The sequence below is a fragment of the Campylobacter sp. CFSAN093249 genome, assembly GCF_011067895.1.
Lineage (GTDB): Bacteria > Campylobacterota > Campylobacteria > Campylobacterales > Campylobacteraceae > Campylobacter_D > Campylobacter_D jejuni.
In genome coordinates this window covers 45,048-66,936 of the sequence record NZ_JAAMWM010000004.1, presented here as the reverse complement: position 1 = coordinate 66,936, position 21,889 = coordinate 45,048, and the positions used below count along the sequence as shown (strand labels likewise).

The following is a 21,889-nucleotide window of genomic DNA, read 5'->3' as shown; positions in this document are numbered from 1 at the left end:
AATGTCTAAAAAACAAAATAAACTCATTACAAAAGAAATTTTAAATAATGCCATAAAAGGAGCATTTTTAAAATTTGATCAACGCTTTATGGTAAAAAATCCTGTTATGTTTATGGTGGAAGTTGGATCGATTCTTACTTTGATTTTAAGTATTTTTCCTACTTTGTTTAATGGAAATTCTGATGAAAGAATTTATAACATCTTAATCACTTTTATTTTATTTGTAACCTTGCTTTTTGCAAATTTTGCAGAAAGTATTGCAGAAGGAAGGGGTAAAGCCCAAGCAGCTACCTTAAGACAAAGCAAAAAGGATTCTAAAGCTAGACGCATAAAAAGTGATGGCAGTGAAGAAATGCTTAATTCTAGCGAGTTAAAAATAGGTGATATAGTTTTAGTTAAAGCAGGTGAACTTATACCTAATGATGGAGAAATTGTAGAAGGTGCTGCAAGTGTTGATGAATCAGCTATTACAGGTGAAAGTGCACCTGTTATGCGTGAAGCGGGCGGTGATTTTTCTTCTGTTACAGGTGGGACTACGGTTTTAACTGATTTTTTAAAGATTAAAATTTTAGTTGGAGCTGGGGAAAGTTTTTTAGATAAAATGATCAATCTTGTAGAAGGTGCTGCGCGTCAAAAAACTCCAAATGAAATTGCTCTTAATACTCTTTTAATTGCACTTAGTTTGAGTTTTTTGGTGGTGGTTGTAAGTTTATATCCTTTTATACAATTTTTAGGCGTGAGTTTGCCTATTTCATGGTTAGTAGCATTGCTTGTATGTCTTATTCCTACAACTATAGGGGGGGCTTTTATCAGCTATAGGAATAGCAGGTATGGACAGGGTAACGCGTTTTAATGTGATCGCACTTTCAGGCAAGGCTGTTGAAAGTTGTGGTGATGTTGATACTATGATTTTAGATAAAACAGGAACGATTACTTTTGGAAACCGTTTGGCAAATGAATTTTATGAAGTCCAAGGTATAAGTAAAGAAGAAATGATTAAAGCTTGTGTTTTATCCTCTTTAAAAGATGAAACTCCAGAAGGTAAAAGCATAATTGCATTGGCTTAAAAAATGGGTTATGAATTAGAAGGTAATGATATTAAAGAATTTATCGAATTTAGCGCTCAAAATAGAATGAGTGGTGTGGATTTGCAAGATAATATAAAAATTCGCAAAGGTGCTTTTGATGCTATAAGAGCTTATATAAGCGAAATGAATGGAAAAATTCCTAGCGATTTAGAAACTAAGGTAATGGAAATTTCAAATCTTGGTGGTACTCCTTTGGTAGTGTGTAAAAATGAAAAAATTTTAGGAGTGATTTATCTAAAGGATACAGTAAAACCAGGACTTAAAGAGCGCTTTGATGAGCTTAGAAAAATGGGCATAAAAACTTTAATGTGTACCGGAGATAATCCTTTAACAGCAGCTACTATAGCCAAAGAAGCAGGGCTTGATCGATTTATAGCAGAATGCAAGCCTGAAGATAAAATAGAAGCTATTAAAAAAGAACAAGCCCAAGGTAAGATAGTAGCCATGACAGGAGATGGAACCAATGATGCTCCAGCTCTTGCACAAGCTGATGTAGGTATAGCTATGAACTCAGGAACTCAAGCAGCTAAAGAAGCAGCCAATATGATAGATCTTGATTCTAATCCTACTAAAATTTTAGAAGTAGTTGAAATAGGAAAAGGTTTGCTTATTACTAGAGGCAGTCTTACAACTTTTAGTATGGCAAATGATATTGCTAAGTATTTTGCTATTTTACCTGCTATGTTTAGTGTGGTTTTACCTCAAATGCAAATTTTAAATATTATGCATTTAGCTACCCCGCAAAGCGCTATTTTATCAGCACTTATTTTTAATGCTATTATTATACCTTTGCTCATCCTATTGCTATGCGTGGAGTTAAATTTAAGCCTATGAAAAGCGAGCATTTGCTTTTAAGAAATTTAAGTATTTATGGTTTAGGTGGTATGATCGCACCTTTTATAGGGATAAAAATAATTGATATTCCTACAGCTTGGATACTTAGAATTTTAGGAGTGTGATATGCTTAGAACTTTGCTTAGTTTTTTTGTGGTAATGCTAATATTGTGTACTCTTATTTATCCTTTTGCTTTAAATACAGTTGCAAAATTTATTTTTCCTTATCAATCAAGTGGAAGTTTAGTAGATAAAGAAGGTCGTCCGACTTTGGATGTAAGCAAAGCGGTAGGTTCAAAGCTTTTGGGTCAAGATTTTAATAAACCTTATTTTCTACATTCAAGAACATCTGTGTCAAATTACAATACAAGCGATACAAATGAAAGCAGTGTAAGTTCAGGTGGATTTAATTATGCTATGTCAAATCCTGCTTTAAAAGAGCGTGTGCAAAAAGATTTGCAAAAATTTTTAGATGAAAATCCGCAAATTACAAAAGAACAAATTCCTTTGGATTTATTAAGTGCTTCAGGATCAGGTCTTGATCCTCATATCAGTCTTCAAGCAGCCCTAGTACAAATTCCTAGGATAAGTCAATCTTCAAAAATCACCAAAGAAGAACTAGAAAAAATCATTCAAGAAAATACCGAGTCTAAATTTTTAGGGATTTTTGGGGAAGAAAAGGTTAATGTTTTAGCTGTTAATATAGCTATTGCTAAAGCCATGAAAAAAGAATAAACATGCAAAGACAAAGTCCTGAACAAATTCTTAAAAAACTTGAGGTTAAAGCTAAGGAAGAAGAAAAAAACAAACTTGCAAAATTAAAAATTTTCTTAGGTTATGCTGCAGGTTCTGGAAAAACTTATGCTATGTTAAGTGAAGCCAGAACTTTAAGGGATAATGGAGTTGATGTTGTTTTAGGCTATATAGAGCCTCACGATAGACCTGAAACAATGGCTTTAACACAAGGTTTTGAAAGTATAGCTAATCTTGAAATTCCTTATAAAAATATAGTATTAAAAGAATTTGATTTAGACGCTACCCTTAAGAGAAAGCCTGCTTTGGTTTTAGTAGATGAGCTTGCACACACTAATGCTAAAGGCTTGCGTAATGAAAAGCGTTTTCAAGATATAGAAGAACTTCTAAAAGCAGGGATTGATGTTTATACTACTTTAAATATACAACATTTAGAAAGCTTAAATGATTTAGTCGCTAATATCAGTAAGATAGAAGTTAAAGAGCGTATTCCTGATCGTATTTTTGATGAGGCTGATCAGGTTGAACTTGTTGATATTGAACCTAATAAGCTTTTAAAAAGAATGCAAGATGGTAAAATTTATAAGGAAAAACAAGCTAAACTAGCACTTGAAAATTTCTTTCGCCAAGAAAGACTTATAGCTTTGCGTGAGATTGCCTTAAGAAGACTTGCTTCAAGAGTGAATTTAAGAGCAAGTGAACAAAGGCTTATTAATGATGATTTAGCTTATCATACTGGAGAGCATATTTTAGTTTGTATTAATGCTTCAAATGCAAAGGTTATTCGTGCAGCTGCAAGACTTGCTTTAGCTTTTCATGCTAAATTGAGTGCGCTTTATATGAAAAATCCCAATATTAAAGAAGAAAAAGCCTTAGAAGAAAATATAGAACTAGCTAAAAGTTTTGATGCTGAAATCATTAGCGTATATGATGATATAGCAAGACAAATTGCAGAGTATTCAAGTCTTAGCAATGTTTCTAAAATTGTTTTAGGTAAAAATAAAGATAAAAAAAGTTTAAAGAAGAGATTTTTGAAGCTGTTGCTAAAAAAGCACCCAATATTGATTTATATATTGTTAATGAAAATCAAATTTCTACTCCTAAAATACGAAGTAAAAAAAGTTTTGATTTTTTAGGTTTTTTAAAAATCACAGGAGTTTTGCTTTTAGCAACTTTTATAGCTTTTGTATTTCATAAATTTAATACTCAGCCAAGTAATATGGTTATGATTTTTATTTTAGCAGTTTTTGCTTCTTCTTTTATTTCTGATAATAAAATTTTCGCCTTTTATTCTTCTTTGGTAAGTGTTTTGATTTATAATTTTTTCTTTTTAGAACCTATTTTTAGTCTTAAAGTTCATGATAGTGGAAATATTATTACTTTTACAACTATGTTTATAGTTGGATTTTTAACAGCTGTTTTTACTAGAAGATTAAAATTGCAATCTAAAGAACTCACTAAAAGAGCTTATAGAACAGCTATTTTGCTTGAAAATAGTGAAAAGTTAGCAAGAGTGAAAAGCAAACAAGAGCTTTGGGAACAACTTGGAAATCAAGCTTTAAAATTATTAAATTTGCCTATTATTTATCCTATAAATAAAAACAATATTTTATCGAAACCTTTGTTGTTTTTTAACGATGATAAGCAAATGTTAAAAAATTGTTTTAGTGCTGATGAGATTGCTATTGCTCAATGGGTTGCAACAAATAAAGAAAGAGCAGGTGTTTGTACAAATACCCTGCCTAATGCTAATGCTATGTATTTACCTATAGAAGATGGGAAAAAACTAAAGGGGTTATAGGTATAGTTTTAAAAGAAAAACGTCCGTTGCAAGACTTTCAGTATGAAATTTTAAGTGCTTTGCTTAATGAGGCAGGAGTTAGAACAAGGGATATATTTTTATTATAAATCCCTTAATTTATTAATCTCATCTCTAATAGCAGCAGCTTTTTCAAACTCAAGTGCTTTAGCTGCTTCAAGCATTTGTTTTCTTAACTCTTTGACAAGTTTAGCTCTTTCACTAGCAGGCATTTTTTCGAGTTTTTTACCTTTGCGATAAATTTCGCCTAAATCCTCTTCATTTTTCAAACTCTCTTCAATATGGCGTTTGACTGAAGTTGGCGTGATATTGTATTTTTTATTATAAGCCATTTGAAGTTTGCGGCGTTCATTGGTGGTATCCATAGCTTCTTGCATGGATTTTGTGATTTTTTTGCAAAAAAGCAAAACCTTACCATTGACATTTCTAGCTGCTCTTCCCATGGTTTGGATTAAACTTGTAGTGCTTCTTAAAAAGCCTTCCTTATCTGCATCCATAATGGCAATGAGTGAAACTTCAGGTAGATCTAGTCCTTCTCTAAGTAAGTTAATGCCAATTAGCATATCAAAAGCACCGCTTCTTAAACCTCTTATGATTTCATTGCGTTCTATAGCATCGATGTCTGAGTGCATGTATTTGACTTTTATACCAAGCTCTAAATAATACCTTGTAAGTTCTTCAGCGAGTTTTTTAGTTAGCACAGTCACTAAAACACGTTCATTCCTTTGTATGACTTTTTTAGCCTCATCAAATAAAATTTCAACCTGATTATCACTATCTTTTAACTCTATTAAAGGATCAAGCAGTCCCGTAGGACGCATGATTTGATGAAAGATGTTTTCTTTACTCAGTTCAAGTTCTAAAGGTGCAGGTGTGGCTGAAACAAAAAGAAATTGACAATTTTTATGGATAAATTCATCAAACATTAAAGGACGGTTATCCAAGGCTGAGGGCAAACGAAAACCATAATCCACCAAGGTTTGTTTTCTGCTTCTATCTCCTGCAAACATACCTCTAAATTGTGGTAAAGATACATGGCTTTCATCGACTATAACAAGAAATTTTCTATCTTTAATCGCAAAATAATCAAAAAGCGTATAAGGAATATCACCTTCTTTAAGCCCTGTTAAATGTCTTGCATAATTTTCAACGCCTTTACACATTCCTGTGCTTGTAAGCATTTCAAGATCAAATTCAACCCTTTGTTTAAGGCGTTGATATTCTACGAGTTTATTTTCATGTTCAAAATAAGCAAGGCGTTCGTTAAGTTCTGCTTTTATGTCTTTTATCGCTTGTTTTAGCCTTGTTTCACCTACACTAAACTGGCTTGTAGGATAGAGTATGAAGCGTTTTAAATCTTTGCCTTTTTTATTTTCTAAAACATTGTAATGATACATAGCATCAAGCTCATCGCCAAAAAATTCAAGTCTTACTACTTCATCTTCATAATAAGCTGGATAAATGTCTATAATATCTCCTTGAACTCTAAAATCTGCACGATCAAAAAAATTATCATTTCTTTTATAACCCATATCTACAAGTTTTTTTAAAAGTTCTTTTTGTGAAATTTGCATACCTAGTTCAAAGATTAAAACCATGCCTATGTATTCATTTGGATTACCAAGTCCATAATTTGCCGAAACACTAGCTATGCAAACTACATCTTCATAACTTAAAAGAGAAGCAGTAGCACTCAGTCTTAAACGCTCTAAGTCTTCATTAGTGGAGCTGTCTTTTTCTATGAAAACATCAGTGCGTGGAATATAGGCTTCAGGTTGATAATAATCATAATAAGATATAAAATATTCCACATGATTTTTAGAAAAAAAGCCTTTAAATTCGCTATAAAGTTGTGCACAAAGGCTTTTGTTGTGACTCATGATAAGAGTGGGCATATTAAGTTCTTTAATGACATTTGCCATGGTAAAGGTTTTTCCACTTCCTGTAACGCCTAGTAAGGTTTGATATTTGTTGCCTTTTTTTATACTTTTTACTATACCTTTTATGGCTTCTTGTTGATCAGGACTAGGTTTAAATTCGCTGGTAAGTTCTAACATTTTTCTACTTTATTTTTATTTTTGAAAAAATTTTAAAAGAAAATGCTTTAATTAAAAATTAATTGACAATAAAAACCTAAATTTAAATTTTTTTCTGCTACAATATCAAATAATATTTTCCATAAATTACAAATTTCTTAAGAAGGCAAAAATATGTTTGATGAAAAAATAATCAATACTATGACAGATAAAGTAAATGAACTCATTGAAAAATATAACGAAGTTTGCGAAGCCAATGAGGCTTTAAGAAATGAGCTTGTAAGCGTTAAAGCACAAAATGAAGCAAAAAGCAATCAAATCATGCGTTTAGAAGAAGAACTTAAATCTCGCAATATAGAAAGCGAAGATATTTATAAGAAAATAGAGGCTGTTCTTGGCAGATAATCTAAAACAAGTCATTGTTAATGTTAATGCAAAAGATTTCATTGTTAAGTGCAGTGAAGAATTTGCAAATTTTTTAGAAGATGATATCGCTTTGATTTCAGGGGGTACTAAAAAAATAGAACTTAAACGCTTTGTAGATGCGTTTGTTAAAAAAAGTTATGAAAATTATATTCTAGAAAGAGAACTTAAGAAACTAATAAAAGCAATCAATGAAGAACTCCCGACAAAATGAATAAAGCTTTTACTCTGCTTGAGCTTGTTTTTGTGATTTTGATTTTGGGAATTTTGTCAAGCTTATCTTTATCTTTTATCAATACTACAAAAGATGAGGTTAAAATTTTAAAATTAAAAATGGACTATGAAATGCTAAGCTCAGCTCTTGCTTTAATGCGTAGTCAAATGAGACTTAAAAATTTAAATTTTCCAGAAATTTTAGATAATGCGCAAAACAATCAAGCCAAAGAAAAACTCTTTTATTGTTTAAATGATTGTGATTATTCTTTGCTTGATACACCTATTTATTCTGATTTTAAATCTTGGATAAAAATAGGTAAAAATCACTATAGATTTGCATTAAACGCCAAAGAGATGGTTGAATTTATTTATGATTCTAAAGAAGGTTTGTTAAAGTGTATAGGAAGTTCTAGATGCAAAGATCTGATATAAGATATTATGAACTTGCAATTTGTGGTTTGTATTTGGATAATTTAACTTTTCATAGTTTTGATGAAATCAAACCTTTAACACAAGTATTAGTGGATTTAAAAACTAAAAAAAACCTTAAAGCTATCGTACTTAAAGAATGTCAAAAACCCGATTTTAAAACCGTAGAAATTAAAGAAATTACAGAGTATTTTCTAACTCCTTTGCAGTTTGAATTGGTAAATTTTATTGTTTATTATTATGCTTCAAAACTTGGTTTTGTTTTGGGTTTTTTTGAAGCTAGTCCTAAGTATAAATGTCAAAAAATGTTTTTTAAAGATACCCCTAAGCTAAGCAATCAACAACAAAATGCCTTAAGTTTTCTTCAAAAAGAAAACAATTCCTTGCTTTTTGCTGATACGGGTAGTGGCAAGACTGAAATTTATATTTCTTTGATAAAAGAGTGTTTAGAACAGGGTAAGCAAGCTTTGCTTTTAATGCCAGAAATCGCACTTACTCCACAAATGCAAAAGCGTTTAGAAGTGTATTTTAAGGATAATTTTTTCCTGTGGCATTCTAAAATTTCAAAGAAAAAAAAGCAAGAATATTTAGAGCGTTTTTGCAAGGGAGAAGTGCTTTTAGTAGCGGGTGCAAGATCGGCTTTGTTTTTACCCTTTAGAAATTTAGGACTTATTGTAGTAGATGAAGAACATGATAATTCTTATAAGGCTTCTAATCAGCCTTTTATTAATGCGAGAGATTTAGCACTTTTTTTGGGTCAAAAAAATAATATTAAAGTGGTTTTAGGTTCTGCAACCCCATCTTTAACGAGTTTTTACAAACAAAAAAGTTTTAGACTAAAAGGAACTTTTTTTGAGAGTAAAAAGCATTTTTTATATGATGAAAATGAGCTTGGTATAACGCCTATGCTTTTAAGTGAATTAGAAAAAAGTTTAAAACATCAAAAACAAGCTATAGTGTTTTTACCTACAAGGGCTAATTTTAGGCAAATCATTTGCAAGGATTGTGGGGAAACGATAAAATGTCCTTTTTGTTCTATTGCTATGAGTATGCATAAAAAGAAAAATGTTTTAAAATGTCATTATTGTAATTATACTTCTTTAATAGAGCAAAATTGTCCAAGTTGCAAAGGAGAAATGTTAGAAGCTAGAAAAATGGGGACTGCTGAACTTTTAGAGCTTTTGCAAAATGCTTTGCCTTTAGCAAAAATAGCAAAATTTGATAGCGATGAAATCACAAGCGTTAAAAAGCTTAATATTATTTTAAAAGACTTTAATGAAAATAAGATCGATATACTTATTGGCACTTCTATGCTTGCTAAAGGACATGATTATCATAGTGTGGATTTGAGTGTGATTTTAGGGCTTGATGAATATTTGTTGCGTCCTAGTTTTAGAGCGAGTGAAGAAACTTTAGCTTTAGCTATGCAAGTTGCAGGCAGGGCAGGGCGTAAAGGCGAAGCAAGAGTACTTTTGCAAACAAAAAATAGAGCTTTTTTTGAAAGGTATATAGAGAATTATGATGCTTTTTTAAAAGATGAGTTAGAAAATAGAAAAGATCTTTACCCCCCATTTAAACGCCTTTTAAGAGTTCTTATAGAAGATAAAGATCAAAAAAGTGCACAAAAACTTTGTGAAAAATTTGCTTCTCAATTTAGAAATATCAAACAGGTAGAATTGGTAGGCTATGGAATTTGTGGAGTTGAAATGCTGTATGGAAAATATCGTTTTTATTTGTTGCTTAGAAGTGAAAATCATAAAGCTTTAGTGGCAATTGAAAATTATATTTTGCAATTTAAAAATGCAAGTGCGGATATTGATCCTATTGATTTTGTGTAAGTGATATGATTATTTATCTTTGTATATTTTTTCAAATTCTTTATAATATTTCCAAGAATCAATAATATGAGGATGTGTTTGTTTTAAATGATTTAGTTCATTTTCAAATATATTAAAAAAAGTGTAAATAAGTGATTTATTTTTTATAAAATAATCTATTACATCTTTTTCTTTCATCATTTTTGATTCTGTTTCATCTATGGTTATTTTAATTTGATATAAAAAATCATACAAATAATGTTTAATTGTTGAAAATAAAAGATTGTTTTGTTCTAATTGCTTAAAATCATTTTTATCAATATATACACCCATATCATTACATAGGTCGTTTTTTATAATTTCTTGTATTATGTCTATTTTTTCATGATTGATATGTTTTCTGTCTAAAATTATGGGAATGCTAGAAGTTCTATCAATATTGAAATTTTTATTATTTTTAGGAGTATTGAGATAAAAGGTGTTATTAATATCTTTAGAATTTGCATAAAGTGTAATAGGAAAAAGATAGCGAATATAACCTCTAAATTCTTTAATTTTAAATAAATCTAATTTATCTTTATGGGGGGGGGTAAAATTAAAATTTATAGCAAGTAAATTCATGGTATCGAAGGCCTTTGATTGGCGGATTTCTTCCATATCAAGATAGTATACATTGTCTTTGTTAAAATATTTTAATAAATAAGAGATGATAAAAACTCCTTGTTGTAGTTCATTTATATCGATTTTAATTTTATGATTTTGATGAGTAAGATAGTTGATGTAATAACGCCAATCATAAGTTAGATTAAATTCAGGGGGATAGTTTCTTAAAACTTTACTCCAATCTCTTCCCCAGCTATGCTTTAAAAGTCCTATTGGATCTCGAACTCCGCAAATAATCTTAGAATTAAAATCTAATAAAGATAGATATTTATCAAAATAAGGTAGATTAATTTCTGATATATTAATAGCATATTGAGCAATTGTATTATCATTTAGACACATGTAATTAATACAATATCTCTCTTTGCTATCAGGTGGTAAAACCCAGGAGGCAAAACAAGTTACATCGCAACATTGATTAAGGTATCTTAAAAATGCTGCTGCTCCAACGCCATGTGGAGAAATATAGATAAATTTATAGTGTTTAGGTAGGGGTAAATTTAAATCCCAAGCTAATTCTGCGCAATGTCGACTAGAATCTATTTCTATAAAATTAGGATTGATTAAAGGTGGATAAGGATGTTTTGTTGATAAATATCTATCCCTAAATTCGTTAGAATTGAGCCAAGTACAAATTGTTTCAATATTTTCCAAAACAAAGGTAAAAAATTTTTCATTATTCGAATTTTTTAAAGCTTGTAAAAGAATTTGAGCTAGGGTTGGAGTTAGGTTATTTTTTATATAGAGTAAAAGATTTTGCATATAACCTCTTTTAATTGTATTTAATTTATATATAATTCATAAATATTTAAATGTCATGAAATTTAAATATATTATCAAAAATAAACTTTAATTAAAGCAATAAAAAGTTAAAATTTGATATTAAAATTTTTCAAAGAGTGAAGTTATGGAGTATAAAAGATTTAAAACCAGACAAATCAAAGTAGGAAATGTTTTAATAGGCGGTGATGCACCCATTTCAGTTCAATCTATGCTTTTTACTAAAACAAGAGATATAGAAGGTTCTTTAGAACAAATCAATCGTCTTTATTTTGCAGGAGCAAACATAGTGCGTTTGGCGTGCTTGGATATGGCTGATGCAAGGGCTTTAAAAGAGATTAAAGCTAAAAGTCCTCTACCTTTAATCGTAGATATTCATTTTAATCATAATTTGGCTGTATATTGTGCTGAATTTATCGATGGCGTGCGTATAAATCCTGGCAATATAGGCTCTAAAGAAAATATTAAAGAAGTGGTAAAAGCATGTAAAGAACGGGGTATCCCTATACGCATCGGTGTAAATCACGGCTCCATAGAAAAACAATTTAGTGATAAATTTGGTTATGGTGTCGATGCCATGCTAGAAAGTGCGATGTATAATATCAAGCTTTTAGAGGATTTAGACTTTTTTGATATTAAAATTTCCATGAAGACTTCAGATGCTCAAAAAACTATAGAAGCTTATGAGAGATTAAGACCGCTTTGTGATTATCCTTTTCACTTAGGGGTAACTGAAGCAGGAACTAAATTTCATAGCACTGTAAAAAGTTCTATAGCTTTAGGAAATTTACTTCTTAAAGGTATAGGCGATACTATGCGTGTTTCTATGACGGGTGAGCTTGAAGAAGAAATTCGTGTAGCAAGAGCAATTTTGCAAGATAGCGGAGTACAAAAAAGCGGAGTAAATATTATTTCATGTCCAACTTGCGGTAGGATTCAAAGTGATTTGTTAAGTGCGATTAAAATCGTAGAGGAAAAAACCAAGCATATAAAAGAACCTTTAAACATCAGTGTCATGGGTTGTGTGGTAAATGCTTTAGGCGAAGCTAAGGGCGCTGATGTGGCTATAGCCTTTGGGAAAAATCAAGGACTTGTCATAAGACATGGTGAAGTTGTAGCTAAATTAAAAGAAAGTGAACTTGTAGATAGATTTTTAGCTGAAGTTGAAGATGAGGTTAAAAGTAGGGCTGTAAAAGAATAAAAGCCTAAAAGCAAGGTTTAACCTTGCTTTTAGAATGGCCATATCGCTTCTATAACTTTACTACCCCAAGGTTTTCTTGTGCTTCTATCCACTTCTCCTTCTGTTTTATATAGAATTTTAGCATCTGCTATATATTTACTATCTATAGTATTGTCTTGACCGATGTCATAAGGACGAATAACACCGCTTAATTGTATGATTTGCTTCTCTCCGTTGATTAAAAGCTCTCTTGAACCTTCGATAAAATAATTACCATTTGATAAAATTTTAATTACACGTGTTGAAATTGTAGTATTGAAACTTTCATTTCTACTTTGTGAGCCTGTTCCTGTGTAGTTGTTTGAACTATTGGTTTGAAAGCCTATATTAGAATAAGCATTGACTTTATTAAGAGCATTAGCTACCACTCCTGAACTTCCTGTTAAAGCACCTCCGCCTAAATTTGAGGTATTAGTTCTACTTGTTGCTTTATTAGCTTGTGTGCTTTGAGTGGTACTTTCTTGTATAACAACTGTAACTAAATCATTTACATTCATAGCTTTTTTATCTGAAAATAAAGGATTATCCCCTTTGCCAAAAAGCGATCCTGGTGCACTTTCTACATTATTGCTTTGTTTTGGTGCAAGTTCTTCTACATAAGCAGGTGGTTTCATTGAAATTTGCGGATCAACCGTTGCAGAACAACCAAAAAATGCAAACGGTAACACATAAAATAAAACTTTTTTCATTTTCGTCCTTTAAAATATGAATTTTTATTTTTCTTTGTTAAAATTAGAAAAAGCAAAGAGTGTTCCACATTTATAAATTCAAGGAGAAAATGATGGCAAATCTTTATTTGATGAGATCTAGAAGTGATGAGTTAAATACTATTATTAGTACAAATTTGCTTAAAAATTATAGCAAAATTTACAAAAATATCGCAATTTATTGCCCTGTGATATACATACATCGCGTCCCTGTTTTGCAGGGTTGGTTGGAAGAATTTAATATCAATCAAACCGTAAAAAGCGCTTATGGTTTTACCTTTAGAGAGGCAATGGAGGAATTTAGCAAAGATCCTCATAATTTTTTTAATGTTATTTTAGAAGAATACGAAGAGTTAAAACGCAAATACGATTTTGTGCTTGTAAATAGTTTTTGCGAATTTGGAATACTTGATGGATTTGATCTTAGTATAAAATTGGCTAAAAATCTTAATACCCCTATCGCTGCTATTATTAACGATGAAGATAAACTTATAGCTCAAAAATATTTCGATCATGCTCTAGATGGTCGTAATTATGTTTTGATTAATGAAAATTTTAATTTTGAAGAAGTGCAAAAACTTAAAGAATATGATTTTATAACTCCTCATCGTTTTAAATATGAATTAATCAAACAAAGTATAAAAAATAAAAAAACCATTGTTTTGCCAGAAAGTAATGATGAGAGAATTTTAAAAGCTGCTGAAATTTTATTAAAAAGTAAAGTTGTTGATCTTATTTTATTGGGCGATGAAGAAAAAATCAAACAAGATGCTACTAGATTAAGTCTTGATTTAAGTGCTATGCAAATTATGAATCCACTTAATTCAGAATATAATCAAGAATTTACTTCTATTCTTTATAAAGCAAGAAAATCTAAAGGCATGAGTTTAGAAGAGGCTAAGATGCTAGTTCAGGATAAAACTTATTTTGGAACTTTGCTTATACATACTGGAAAAGCTGATGCTATGGTTAGTGGAGCATCAACTACTACAGCTGAAACGATTCGCCCAGCATTACAGCTTATTAAAACCAAAGAAGGTATTAGTTCCGTTTCAGGAATTTTCTTTATGGGGCTTGAAGATCAAGTTTTAGCTTTTGCTGATTGTGCTGTAAATCCAAGTCCAACTGCCGAACAGCTTGCAACTAGTGCTTATGTAAGTGCTATGACTGCTAAATCTTTTGGACTTGAACCAAGAATAGCTTTGCTTTCTTATTCTAGTGGTGATAGCGGTAAAGGAGAAAGCGTAGATCTTGTAAAAGAAGCATTAAAGATTGCTAAAGAAAAATATCCTGAGTTGAATATAGATGGTCCTATGCAGTTTGACTGCGCTTATGATCCAAAAACTGCAGCAAAGAAAATGCCAAATTCTAAGATAGCAGGTCATGCAAATGTGTATATTTTTCCTGATCTTAACGCAGCAAATATTTGTTACAAAGCAGTTCAAAGAACTGCTAATGCTTTAGCAATCGGTCCTATTTTGCAAGGTCTTAAAAAACCTGTTAATGATTTAAGTCGTGGATGTTTGGTAGATGATATTGTAGATACTGTAATTTTAAGTGCAATACAAGCTCAATAGAAAGGAATGATAAATGAAAATTTTAGTTTTAAATTCAGGTTCTTCATCGATTAAATTTAAATTTTTTGATAATAAAATCGTTAAAGCCAGTGGATTGGTAGAAAAAATTGGAGAGCAAAATTCAAAGGTTGTATTAAAAAATACTTTAAATAATGAAAGTTTTGAAAGAGAATTAACAATAAATAATCACGAAGAAGGCCTTAGTATAGTTAATGAGCTTTTTAAAGAATCAGGAATTTTAGCAGATTTAAATGCGCTTGATGGCTGCGGTCATCGTATAGTTCATGGGGGAAGAAATTTAAGCGAGCATTGTTTAGTGGATGATTATGTTCTTAAAGAGATAGATAGGGTTAGTATTTTTGCTCCTTTGCATAATCCTGCGCATTTAGCAGGTATAAAAACAATGATCAAAGCTGCACCTAGTGTTGCTAATGCAGCTATTTTTGATACAGCTTTTCATCGCACTATGCCTGATTTTGCTTATATGTATGCTTTGCCTTATGATTTTTATGATAAGCATAATATTAGAAGATATGGTTTTCATGGGACTTCTCATGCTTATGTTAGTTCTAGAACGGCAAAATTTCTTCAAAAAGATCAAAATGAATTAAATGTCATCTCTGCTCATCTTGGAAATGGCGCAAGTGTATGTGCTATAGAAAAAGGTAAGAGTATGGATACTTCTATGGGCTTTACTCCACTTGAAGGACTTATTATGGGAACGCGTTGTGGAGATTTAGACCCTGCTATTTTACCTTTTATTAGTCATCTTAAGGGTTTAACTATAGAAGAAATAGATACACTGATGAATAAAAAAAGTGGAGTATATGGAATTTGCGGTTATAATGATTTTAGAGATATAGAAAGAGAGATAGAACAAGGTAATGATAAAGCACGCTTGGCTCTTGATATGTTTTGTTATCGTCTTGTTAAATATATAGGATCCTACTTTGCTGTGTTGCCAAAAACCGATGCTATTATTTTTACAGGTGGTATAGGAGAAAATGATAGTTTGGTTCGACAAAAAGTATGCGAGAGATTAGCTCATCTTGGTATCGAGTTAGATTTTGAACTTAACAAACAAAGGATTTCGGGCGAAAGAATGATAAATCATGCAAATTCTAAAGTTAAAGTGCTTGTTATTCCTACAGATGAAGAATTAGAAATCGCTAGAATTACAGAAGAACTTATCGGTAAAAATTAAATTTTAAAAACTATATAAATCTTTCATTTATATAGTTTTTAGCAAGGTTATATATTCACTTTGCTTTTCATTTAAAACTTTAAAAGTGCTTATCATGTAAGAAAATTCATCATCACTTAAACCATAAAGTTCTTTAACCAATAAATCATTTTTTGCTCTTAAGATATCATAAGCTTTTTTAGTTTTTGGAATTTCTTCATTTTTTATATTAAATTCTTGTTTTAGCTCATCAAAATGACGATTTTGATCATTGTAAAGCTGTAAAAGCAAAGCATTTTTAGCGAGGGTTTTATAAATTTCATTGTTTTGAATTTCTTCATCACTTGGTTGAGGCAGGGGAATTCTTTCTAAATAAGATTTGCTTACATTGATTTGTACCATATTTCTTATGATAAAATCAACCACTAAAGAATTAAACAAAGCTAAAACAAATAAAATCTTTTCATAAGGCACTATATCCATGCAAATTTCATCATCTTTTACAATATATTGTTTTGGTGCATTTGCAAACATACTATGTCCAAAACCACAATTTTTTGGCAATAAAGAAGCTATCAAAGTTCTTTCGTTAGTGTCACTTGCAACAGCTCTATATCCAAGTCTAAAAAATTCTCTATCGTATTTTATCAATTTAGGATTTAATTCTTTCCCAGTAGCTTTTTTAGCTCTATAAAGTTCTTTACTTTTTAAACGCTCATCAAATTTAGCCTTTTCTAAAAAATAAGTAGCTTGGCTAAAATTTGCATTAAATTGATATATCATTTTACCTTCATATAAGGGTAAAAGTCCTTCCCTAAACTCTTCTATAAACAAATCTTTATCATTTGTCATATGAAGTTCATTTACAAAATCTATATAATCAAAAGACAAGTTTTGAAAAGCATTGTAGCATTTTCTTAGAATTTTTAAAGCCTGCTTGTCTTTTAACTCCATTAAAGCTAGGTGAGTTGGGCTTAGCTTTTTGATATCTTTTAAACTTAGAGTTAAAATTTCATCTTTGTTTTTTAATGAGTTCATATCTGTTTTATAAAACATCGTTTTGATTTTGTGAGTGTGATTTGCTTGTGTATTTTTTATAAGCATAAGAGCAAATTTATACCTTGAATCCACATCAGCAAATATAGCTTGTCTATTTTCAAAACTATAAAAATATTCTAAAGTTTTATTTTCTAAAATTTCTTTTCTTAAAGTTAAGCTTCCATCTTCAAACATCAAAGCACTAGGAAGTACATAAGCTAAATTTCCATCTTGTTTTAAAAGAGAAAGATTTTTTTCTACAAAAAGACGAAATAAATTTCCATCTCCACTGCCTTTGTTTAAAGGATAAACTTTTTTATAATACTCGCTTAAATTATTTATATATGCTTTTTGTTTTTCATAATTTTGCTTTATATAATCTTTCGCTAGCAAATTGTCTTGAATTTCTTTTTTCTTGCTAGCGATTAAGCTTCTATAATCGCTTTTATATTGCGGAAAGAAATCATCGTCACTAAATTTAGTTTTATCCCAAGGTGGATTACCTATGATGATATCAAAGCCTTTAAAGACTTGATTTTCTGTGATTTCAGGAAATTCTAACTCATAGTTAAAGAAATTAAATTCTTTTTGATATTTACTAATGATAGCTTTTGCTTGTTCATTTTGGCTTAAATTTTGTATATCATCTTGACTTAGGGCTTTTAGAATTTGTAATTCTTCTTTGTTAGCAAAATGAAGTGAGTTGATATAGTCTAGATATAAATTTAACTTATCAAGTTTTGGTGTGATTTCATTTTGATAGATTTGTTTAGATTGTTTGATTTGTTCTTCGTTGGTATCTTGTAGATTATCAAGCTTTTCAAATACTTCTTGTAAAATTTCAAATTCTTGAGTAATGGAATTTGTGAAAATATTTTCTTTATTTTGCTTTATTAAATTTTCAAAATCAATTATACTTGAGCCTACCAAAGCATTGCCGCATTTTATGTGATGTTCTATAAAAGAAAGTGGGGTTCCAAAGATAAAACTATCTATCCAAAGGCTAAGTTTAGTAAGCTCTATGCTAAAAGGGTTTAAATCCACCCCATAAATAATGCGTTTTAGTAAAAGTCGTTTTAAAACATCACTTTCATCTAACTCATAATCTTGCACAAAATCTTTTATATAGTTTAAAATATTTTCTTTTTCTTCTTCATAAAGTTCTTTTAAATTTGTAAAATGATCAAAATCTGATAAAACAATGTGTGTAATAGCATTTAAAATTCCAACTAAAAAATGCCCGCTACCGCAAGCATTGTCTAGTATTTTAAATTTCAAAATGTTTTCATTGTTTAGTTTGTCTTTTAAAGCACTTTGGATTAAAAAATTAGCTATGGATTGAGGTGTATAAAAGCTTGCTGTTGATTTTCTTGAATTACTAGAATTTTTAAGATAAATTTGTCCTTTTTTGTAAAAGGTGTATTTTTCTACTTTTTTTGATTTTTCTAAAATTTTAAAATCATAATTATCAAAATAACATTCTATTTCTTTTGATTTTTCTTTATAGCTTACATAGTAAATATCTTCATTTGCTATTTCAAAAAAATAAGAAAGCAAGCCTTCATAAATCGTGCCTAAATGTTCTACACTTAAAGTTTTGTAATCTCTTTTAAAGCTTAGATTTTTATCTTTAAAATTTAATAATTGGTTTAAAATGAATTTTAAATCTTTATCATTAAAGATTTTTGGCGTGCTTAAAAGAGCGGTTTTGCTCTCATCAAACAAACCGCCATTAAAAACAGGCATGTCAAAATTGCCTTTGCCTTTGTTGTAAATGTTGAAAATATTTTCAAGTTCTCCAAAGCCACCACTTGAGCTTTCATCTTCTTGTAAATTTTCAAGTAAGGTTCTAAGACTGATTTTACTTTTAAAATACTTATGTTTTTCTAGTATAATTTCAAATTTATCTTCAAAATAAGCAATAAATAAAAGCCTAAAGATAAAATATAAAGAATTTTCATAGATTAGTTTTAAATCCGCCTTTGTTTTATTGTAAATTCTAGAGCCTATGAATTCAAATAAAGATTCATTTCCATTGGTTCCGTAAATGATAGATTTTAAATCATCTTCTATTTTGATTTTTGAAAGTTTATTGTTTTGTAGAGTTATTTCTAAATGATCTTCTTTTTCTGTGAAATTAAAAGCGCTAAATACACTATAAAAATACGCAAAAGCTTCAATATTTTGATCTTCAATGATTTTTTCTAGATTGATTTCGTAAAAAACTTTGTTTGAATTCAGTATAGAATTATCATAAAAACGCCAAAATCTACCATTGGTTAAAAAACCATAATTTTTCTTAAGATTGCCTAGATATCTTAGAATTTGAAAGTGAGGGTTGTCTTTTACTTTTTTATTGTCTATTTCTATATTATAAGCTTTTGACTCTAAAATGATTGTGAAATCATTGCTTGATTTTTTTGTTTCTTTGTCTAAATTTTCGTATTTTGATTTTAATTTGTCATTGCTAAAAAGTAGAAAATCAGGTTTTTCCAATTTTCCTTGTATGATTTTTTCATCTTGTCTTACAAAGCACCACCCTAAAATTTCTAATACTTTTGATATAAATTCATCTTCAAATTGATGTTCGTTTTGTTTTATAAATTTATTTTTGTCGTAAATTTTTGTAATTTTAGTTAAAATATCTCTAAAGGCTTTTTGATTTGCGTTGAAATTATAAATCTTAGGAAAGTCAATTTCTAAAGAATAGCTTGTAAAAAGATTATTGTTGAGGTATTTTTTAAGTTCTTGATAGTAATTCATGGCTTTCTTTCTAAAGTATTTTTAAAAATTTGACATTTTAAATTATATCTAAAAAACTTTAAAGACTTGTGCTTATTTATGAAAATGATTTTTTAGTTGGAATTAATTTTCTTTGGATAAAATTTTAATTAAAAAATAAAGCGTGGATTATGAAAAAATTTAAAGAATTTAGCCTTCGTTTTTTATTTAAAGTATCAGAGCAACCTGTTCTTATAAGAGATTTATTAGAGGCAAATGCACTTTTTAACGATGGAATGCTTGTAGATCCTTCTAAGCTAAATTTTAATTTCAAAATTCTAAATTCTTATATTTATTTTGGTGTTTTTTGCGCTGTGATTTTATTGCCATTGCTTTTGATTACTCATTATTTTTTAACAAAGCTTGACTTTCATATAAGCATAGTGAGCGCTGTTATGGTTACTGCTTGTGTATTTATAGGATATGATATTTTTAAAGTTTATACTCGCAAAATAATCTCAAAAAAAATAATACAAAAAGCCTGGGTTTTACACTTTCCTTATTTTGCTTATGAAAAGTACTCTACAATGGCGGGTGAATTTTATAAAGAAGCTTTAAAAGAAGAAATTCCAAAAGCAAATTTAGAGCAGTATGTTTTAGATAAGATTATTCATTCTAAATAATCTAAAATTTGATTTTGGAATCGCATATTTTCAAGTCTTCTTTTTAAGTCTTTATTTTCCTCGTTTAAAACACTTTCTTCTGTTCTTAATGTAGCAATCTCTCTACTAAGATAATAAATTTGATTTCTAATATAAATTTGTGGGGCAAATAAAAATAATGCAAAACTAACAAGTAAAGCTGCAAAAAGAAGATGATTGAAGTTTAGGTTTCTATCTTCTTTGGTAGCATTAGAGAAGCCTTCTAGTAAAATATTTTTTGCCTTTTGAGCATCTTCATCATTTTGTTGTTTTTCTTGAGCTTGATTAGATGGTTTTGGAAGTTCTTGTTTATTTTCTTGTGGTGTTATTTTTTTTTGTAAATTTTCTAAACTTTTCTTGATATTAGGTTGATTTTTAACATCTAGTTTTTTTTCTATAATTAGAGGTTTTTGTATTTTAGTTTCTGTTTTTTGAATTTTTTCTATAGAATTTGTAAGTTCCTTTTTTTCTTGTTTTGTTTGAGTGGTAGTTTGATTGCTTTTTGTTTGAATTTGTGTTTTGGTTTGGATATTTTTTATTTCGTTTGCTTTTTTTCTGCTAAATAAAAAATTTTTTTTAGTTTTTTTATTTTCTTCTTTTCTTCTTTCTTTCATTTTGGAAAAAATTTTTTTAGCAAGAGATTGCTTTTCTTCTAATTTAACATTGATTAGATCTTCTTTTAAATATATATTTGATTTTTTAGTATGTTTTGACTCATACTCTTCATCGAGTTCTTCTAAGAATTTATTAGGAGTCTTTTTTTTAAAACGACGTCTTAAAATATCATCGCTAGAAATTTCATCTCTTAAATCATCATCAAGCGGTTTGCCTTGATTTATGGCGCGAGAAAATTTCAGCATTTTTTGGCGTATGTTTTGGCGTTCTTTTATAAAATCATCTTCTAGCATTATTTATTATCCAAATTATTAAAATAAAAAGCCCGCATTTTAGCACAACTAGAGCGAGAATTTTTTAAAAGTTCTTCCTTGCTCGCACTTATAGCTTTTTTAGTTATTATTTGTCCTAGGCTATGGTTATTTCCACATTCGCAACGCATTATTTTTTCATTGCAAATGCAGTTTTTTGACCATTTTTTGAAAAATTGTTTTACTATTCTATCTTCTAAAGAATGAAAGCTAATGATAGCTAAAATGCAATTTTTTGGTTTTAAATTTTCTAAATGTTCAAGAAAATCTTTAAGCACTTTAAGTTCTTGATTTACTTCTATTCTAATGGCTTGAAATGCTAAAGTAGCTTTGGAAATTTTTCTATGATTTTGTTTACCTTTTCCTATGATTTGATAAAGCTCTTTGGCACTTTTGATTGGATTTTTACTTCTTTCTAGGCAAATTTTTTCAGCAATAAAATGTGCATCATGTAATTCTCCATAATCTTTAAAAATGGAAGTTAATTGCTCTTTTGTATAAGTATTAATAATCTCATAAGCCGATATTTTGGAGTTTTGATTCATTCTCATATCCAAAAAGTCAGAATTTACACTAAAACCTCTTTCGTTATTATCAAGCTGAAATGAAGAAACTCCAATGTCTGCTAAAATACCTCTTAATTCTTCTTTATGTGAAATTTTTTCTAAAACTTCACTAAAATTACTTTGCATAAAAGTTATCCTATTGCGAAAATCTTTAAGACGTTTTTTAGAAAATTCTAAAGCTTGTTGATCTTGATCACAAGCAATGAATTTAAGATCAGGATGATTTTTAAGCAAAGCTTCACTATGTCCGCCAAATCCTAAAGTGCAGTCTAAAAAATAACCTGTTTTAAGATTTTTAAAAATCTCTTGAACTTCATTAAGCAAAACTGGGATATGAGGAATTTCCAAAATCAATCCTAAATAAATTTTTAT

General features: G+C 29.5%; 17 protein-coding genes and 1 pseudogene. 12 read left to right on the top strand and 6 right to left on the bottom strand.

All coding sequences use genetic code 11. The features are described from left to right. Position 1 precedes the first annotated feature (1 nt). From kdpB to FBF10_RS08735, 4 genes and pseudogenes are all read left to right on the top strand, one after another. A pseudogene (kdpB, locus tag FBF10_RS02635) lies at positions 2 to 2,047 on the top strand (potassium-transporting ATPase subunit KdpB). Between the two features lies 1 nt (position 2,048). Then, positions 2,049 to 2,657 (top strand): potassium-transporting ATPase subunit KdpC, encoded by a 609-nt coding sequence (kdpC, locus tag FBF10_RS02630; protein WP_002888184.1) that lies wholly within the window; start codon positions 2,049 to 2,051, stop codon positions 2,655 to 2,657. Between the two features lie 2 nt (positions 2,658 to 2,659). Next, positions 2,660 to 3,811 (top strand): sensor histidine kinase KdpD, encoded by a 1,152-nt coding sequence (locus tag FBF10_RS08740; protein ID WP_234744381.1) that lies wholly within the window; start codon positions 2,660 to 2,662, stop codon positions 3,809 to 3,811. Positions 3,812 to 3,834: 23 nt separating this feature from the next. Beyond that, positions 3,835 to 4,476: a DUF4118 domain-containing protein gene (locus tag FBF10_RS08735; protein WP_234744382.1), complete on the top strand. Its 642-nt coding sequence runs from the start codon at positions 3,835 to 3,837 to the stop codon at positions 4,474 to 4,476. Positions 4,477 to 4,577: 101 nt separating this feature from the next. Here the strand turns inward: FBF10_RS08735 and uvrB are convergent, their stop codons facing one another. Next, the gene (gene uvrB / locus FBF10_RS02620) at positions 4,578 to 6,551 is read right to left on the bottom strand and encodes an excinuclease ABC subunit UvrB (RefSeq protein WP_002888183.1); all 1,974 of its coding nucleotides are present in this window, start codon (positions 6,549 to 6,551) and stop codon (positions 4,578 to 4,580) included. Positions 6,552 to 6,704: 153 nt separating this feature from the next. On the opposite strand from uvrB, the gene FBF10_RS02615 reads away from it, so the two are divergent. Genes FBF10_RS02615 through FBF10_RS02600 form a run of 4 tightly spaced genes read left to right on the top strand, consistent with a single transcriptional unit; the run spans position 6,705 to position 9,436 of the window. Continuing rightward, positions 6,705 to 6,935, top strand: coding sequence for a hypothetical protein (locus tag FBF10_RS02615; RefSeq protein WP_002852327.1), 231 nt, complete (start codon positions 6,705 to 6,707; stop codon positions 6,933 to 6,935). After that, a complete protein-coding gene (locus FBF10_RS02610) occupies positions 6,925 to 7,167 on the top strand; it encodes a hypothetical protein (protein WP_002854947.1) in 243 nt (80 codons plus the stop codon). The genes FBF10_RS02615 and FBF10_RS02610 overlap by 11 nt, the downstream gene beginning before the upstream one ends. Next, positions 7,164 to 7,601 (top strand): prepilin-type N-terminal cleavage/methylation domain-containing protein, encoded by a 438-nt coding sequence (locus tag FBF10_RS02605; protein ID WP_002852324.1) that lies wholly within the window; start codon positions 7,164 to 7,166, stop codon positions 7,599 to 7,601. The genes FBF10_RS02610 and FBF10_RS02605 overlap by 4 nt, the downstream gene beginning before the upstream one ends. Beyond that, the gene (locus FBF10_RS02600) at positions 7,583 to 9,436 is read left to right on the top strand and encodes a primosomal protein N' (RefSeq protein WP_002888182.1); all 1,854 of its coding nucleotides are present in this window, start codon (positions 7,583 to 7,585) and stop codon (positions 9,434 to 9,436) included. The genes FBF10_RS02605 and FBF10_RS02600 overlap by 19 nt, the downstream gene beginning before the upstream one ends. A 9-nt stretch (positions 9,437 to 9,445) precedes the next feature. On the opposite strand, the gene FBF10_RS02595 is transcribed toward FBF10_RS02600, so the two are convergent. Then, the gene (locus FBF10_RS02595; RefSeq protein WP_002888181.1) at positions 9,446 to 10,840 is read right to left on the bottom strand and encodes a DUF2972 domain-containing protein; all 1,395 of its coding nucleotides are present in this window, start codon (positions 10,838 to 10,840) and stop codon (positions 9,446 to 9,448) included. A gap of 145 nt (positions 10,841 to 10,985) precedes the next feature. Between FBF10_RS02595 and ispG the strand changes: the two genes are divergently transcribed. After that, positions 10,986 to 12,059 (top strand): flavodoxin-dependent (E)-4-hydroxy-3-methylbut-2-enyl-diphosphate synthase, encoded by a 1,074-nt coding sequence (ispG, locus tag FBF10_RS02590; protein WP_002854766.1) that lies wholly within the window; start codon positions 10,986 to 10,988, stop codon positions 12,057 to 12,059. Positions 12,060 to 12,088: 29 nt separating this feature from the next. On the opposite strand, the gene flgH is transcribed toward ispG, so the two are convergent. Continuing rightward, a complete protein-coding gene (gene flgH, locus FBF10_RS02585) occupies positions 12,089 to 12,787 on the bottom strand; it encodes a flagellar basal body L-ring protein FlgH (RefSeq protein ID WP_002864738.1) in 699 nt (232 codons plus the stop codon). Positions 12,788 to 12,876: 89 nt separating this feature from the next. On the opposite strand from flgH, the gene pta reads away from it, so the two are divergent. After that, a complete protein-coding gene (pta, locus tag FBF10_RS02580) occupies positions 12,877 to 14,382 on the top strand; it encodes a phosphate acetyltransferase (RefSeq protein ID WP_079263715.1) in 1,506 nt (501 codons plus the stop codon). Between the two features lie 13 nt (positions 14,383 to 14,395). Next, the gene (locus FBF10_RS02575) at positions 14,396 to 15,586 is read left to right on the top strand and encodes an acetate kinase (protein WP_002888177.1); all 1,191 of its coding nucleotides are present in this window, start codon (positions 14,396 to 14,398) and stop codon (positions 15,584 to 15,586) included. A 27-nt stretch (positions 15,587 to 15,613) separates the two neighbouring features. On the opposite strand, the gene FBF10_RS02570 is transcribed toward FBF10_RS02575, so the two are convergent. Further along, positions 15,614 to 19,366 carry an Eco57I restriction-modification methylase domain-containing protein gene (locus tag FBF10_RS02570; RefSeq protein WP_044278535.1) on the bottom strand — a complete coding sequence of 1,251 codons (3,753 nt, stop codon included), beginning with the start codon at positions 19,364 to 19,366 and terminating at the stop codon, positions 15,614 to 15,616. Between the two features lie 149 nt (positions 19,367 to 19,515). On the opposite strand from FBF10_RS02570, the gene FBF10_RS02565 reads away from it, so the two are divergent. Next, complete coding sequence (locus FBF10_RS02565; RefSeq protein WP_002888175.1) at positions 19,516 to 20,007, top strand: hypothetical protein; 492 nt, start codon at positions 19,516 to 19,518, stop codon at positions 20,005 to 20,007. Here the strand turns inward: FBF10_RS02565 and FBF10_RS02560 are convergent. Continuing rightward, the gene (locus FBF10_RS02560) at positions 19,995 to 20,933 is read right to left on the bottom strand and encodes a hypothetical protein (protein WP_002888173.1); all 939 of its coding nucleotides are present in this window, start codon (positions 20,931 to 20,933) and stop codon (positions 19,995 to 19,997) included. The two genes, FBF10_RS02565 and FBF10_RS02560, sit on opposite strands and share 13 nt — an antisense overlap. Further along, the gene (gene rsmH, locus FBF10_RS02555) at positions 20,933 to 21,871 is read right to left on the bottom strand and encodes a 16S rRNA (cytosine(1402)-N(4))-methyltransferase RsmH (RefSeq protein ID WP_002859605.1); all 939 of its coding nucleotides are present in this window, start codon (positions 21,869 to 21,871) and stop codon (positions 20,933 to 20,935) included. The genes FBF10_RS02560 and rsmH overlap by 1 nt, the downstream gene beginning before the upstream one ends. Positions 21,872 to 21,889: the final 18 nt, after the last annotated feature.

Excerpts from the sequence above, each read along its gene's own strand:
- kdpC (WP_002888184.1), top strand. The coding sequence starts at position 2,049 with ATGCTTAGAACTTTGCTTAGTTTTTTTGTGGTAATGCTAATATTGTGT.
- FBF10_RS08740 (WP_234744381.1), top strand. The coding sequence starts at position 2,660 with ATGCAAAGACAAAGTCCTGAACAAATTCTTAAAAAACTTGAGGTTAAA.
- uvrB (WP_002888183.1), bottom strand. The coding sequence starts at position 6,551 with ATGTTAGAACTTACCAGCGAATTTAAACCTAGTCCTGATCAACAAGAA.
- FBF10_RS02615 (WP_002852327.1), top strand. The coding sequence starts at position 6,705 with ATGTTTGATGAAAAAATAATCAATACTATGACAGATAAAGTAAATGAA.
- FBF10_RS02605 (WP_002852324.1), top strand. The coding sequence starts at position 7,164 with ATGAATAAAGCTTTTACTCTGCTTGAGCTTGTTTTTGTGATTTTGATT.
- FBF10_RS02600 (WP_002888182.1), top strand. The coding sequence starts at position 7,583 with ATGCAAAGATCTGATATAAGATATTATGAACTTGCAATTTGTGGTTTG.
- FBF10_RS02595 (WP_002888181.1), bottom strand. The coding sequence starts at position 10,840 with ATGCAAAATCTTTTACTCTATATAAAAAATAACCTAACTCCAACCCTA.
- ispG (WP_002854766.1), top strand. The coding sequence starts at position 10,986 with ATGGAGTATAAAAGATTTAAAACCAGACAAATCAAAGTAGGAAATGTT.
- flgH (WP_002864738.1), bottom strand. The coding sequence starts at position 12,787 with ATGAAAAAAGTTTTATTTTATGTGTTACCGTTTGCATTTTTTGGTTGT.
- pta (WP_079263715.1), top strand. The coding sequence starts at position 12,877 with ATGATGGCAAATCTTTATTTGATGAGATCTAGAAGTGATGAGTTAAAT.
- FBF10_RS02575 (WP_002888177.1), top strand. The coding sequence starts at position 14,396 with ATGAAAATTTTAGTTTTAAATTCAGGTTCTTCATCGATTAAATTTAAA.
- FBF10_RS02570 (WP_044278535.1), bottom strand. The coding sequence starts at position 19,366 with ATGAATTACTATCAAGAACTTAAAAAATACCTCAACAATAATCTTTTT.
- FBF10_RS02565 (WP_002888175.1), top strand. The coding sequence starts at position 19,516 with ATGAAAAAATTTAAAGAATTTAGCCTTCGTTTTTTATTTAAAGTATCA.
- FBF10_RS02560 (WP_002888173.1), bottom strand. The coding sequence starts at position 20,933 with ATGCTAGAAGATGATTTTATAAAAGAACGCCAAAACATACGCCAAAAA.